We start from the raw sequence: 1,997 nt of genomic DNA, 5'->3' as shown, positions 1-1,997 counted from the left end.
TTGCAACAAAAAATATTCCATTACTTAAAGTCCTCTTTACCCGTTATTTTTAAGTTTTTTCCATTCTGTATACCTAATATCGATCACTTCTTTTAATTTAAAGTAATTTTCCCAAGTATCTTGCACTTGATATAATGTATCACACTCTAAAAATACATCATCATAATCATCTAAATATAAACCTTTTTCAAAATCAAAATAATCTATTGCAAATTGATTCCCTTCATCATTTAACATGTCATCGCTTAAAACCCCATCCCAGAACATATAAACTTGAGTCCCAGTCATTTTTCTAAGCTTAAATTTATTAATTTCCTCTTCGGTCTCTTCTAAAAATTCATCACTAAATAAATTATTATCAATAATCCAACCTAAGAACATTCCAGTATGTACAAATGCTTGCTCCATCGGTAATTCTTGTGGGAAATCTCCTTCATAATGATATTTAGCTTTATCGTAAATTATTGTTTGGAACAAGATTCTCACTCCTATTTCACATAATATAATTGAGCTCAAATAAATAATTCTTTGATACACTTTTTAAAAAGGTAAGTTGACTAGACTCTGTGGGGTTTTTGCTTCCAAAGGCTAAGTCTATCGCTACTGCTCAAGGTTACATTGCACCATCATCACTCGCAGGCACTATCTCAAACCGGCTAAAATTCGATATGGGCTTTCCAGTATTATAAAACCTGTAAATAAAAACCCCTATAAGTTACATTCGAAGTTTGTATCTAATCATAAAAACGTCAAATGTTTCCTTCTAGGGGCTATTAATATTTATGATTAATAGAAAATCTAGAGTTTAATGTTTTTCCAACCAGAAAAACCAGATATAAACAATTAACCCCACTATAATCACGAAAATGAATAACTAACCTTGTTTATCCTAGATTCATATTAAAAAGAAAGTTTTCAAATAACTCCAATTCAAATTTATCCCTCGTCTTTAAATACTCTCTCTTTTTCTCAATGATTTGTTCTAACATTTCTTCTTTATTTAATAACAAGGCTAATCCAATAGCATTTTGTGCTCGCGTCCCATCAAATATTGTCCCTATTAATCCAGCCTCATCATCATCTCTTACACATAAATCAAATACATTTTCTATATCTACATACTTATCAATATATGGAATGAAATATTGTTTGATCTCTTTTAATATATCTATGGTAACAGGCAAAATATCGGTTTCCTTTTCAACACACCATCTTTTTTGCTCCCTATGGACTAAATTCCCTAACTCAACCCCAATCGTATAGGTTTCCTTTTTCTCTTTACTTGTTAAACCTTCATCCCATTGATTTTTCATATTTTCTAATTCGTCAAACCGAATTCCCACATCCACCGTCACATGAAAATCTTCTGGATGATCGATAAAAGCTAAATGCATACTAATTTTTCCTTTATCAAATTTTTTCACAAAACTTTGTTGTGTAATCCTAACTTTATAACCATCTTCTTTTAAGCTTTCACCTAGATTTTGCAGTAGCTTTAATTTTAATTCTTTTTTGTTCATATAATTCCTTCCGTTCTCTATTTTGATTTGTCCCACGAGGATTAGAAGATACATGTCCTATCCTATATATAAAGAAAAAGAGCCTATATTCGCTCTTCCTTCATATACACATTTAACAAATGCATCTTTCTAACCACTAACTTTTCTGGTGATATATTAATAGCCTCTAAAAGCAAACTGAATATACATGTATGTACCAACACCATAAATAACAAAAGCAACTATAGTAATTAGCCAATTTTCACGAGTTTTTTGTACATACTTCGAACATGCCCAAAAAAGAAGTAAAATAATTAATTGAATTGCAGTCACTTTTGAGACAGCAATTATAGTAGTTTCTGTAACAAATACTACCCATGTCCCGAACAACATCCGAATACAAAAAATAATCGCCCCAATACGTGTTTCAGTATATTGTTTATTTATATTTATAAAAAATATATCTTGCAACATAACAGTTAATGTTAATACAACTAC

At 30.3% G+C, this 1,997-nt stretch carries 3 protein-coding genes; all 3 read right to left on the bottom strand.

What is annotated here, in order from left to right; all coding sequences use genetic code 11:
• Positions 1–36: 36 nt before the first annotated feature.
• Complete coding sequence (locus ACQGS6_RS27335; protein WP_000487868.1) at positions 37–477, bottom strand: hypothetical protein; 441 nt, start codon at positions 475–477, stop codon at positions 37–39.
• Positions 478–884: 407 nt separating this feature from the next.
• Complete coding sequence (locus tag ACQGS6_RS27330) at positions 885–1,520, bottom strand: hypothetical protein (RefSeq protein WP_426965940.1); 636 nt, start codon at positions 1,518–1,520, stop codon at positions 885–887.
• A 156-nt stretch (positions 1,521–1,676) separates the two neighbouring features.
• Positions 1,677–1,997, bottom strand: a 321-nt coding sequence (locus tag ACQGS6_RS27325) for a hypothetical protein (RefSeq protein WP_426965939.1), incomplete at its 5' end; no start/stop codon positions are given.

The organism is Bacillus sp. GMs2/2, from assembly GCF_050172095.1.
GTDB lineage: Bacteria > Bacillota > Bacilli > Bacillales > Bacillaceae_G > Bacillus_A > Bacillus_A cereus.
Note: the sequence above shows the minus strand (reverse complement) of the source record. Positions and strands in the feature narration are given on the sequence as shown.

Excerpts from the sequence above, each read along its gene's own strand:
- ACQGS6_RS27330 (WP_426965940.1), bottom strand. The coding sequence starts at position 1,520 with ATGAACAAAAAAGAATTAAAATTAAAGCTACTGCAAAATCTAGGTGAA.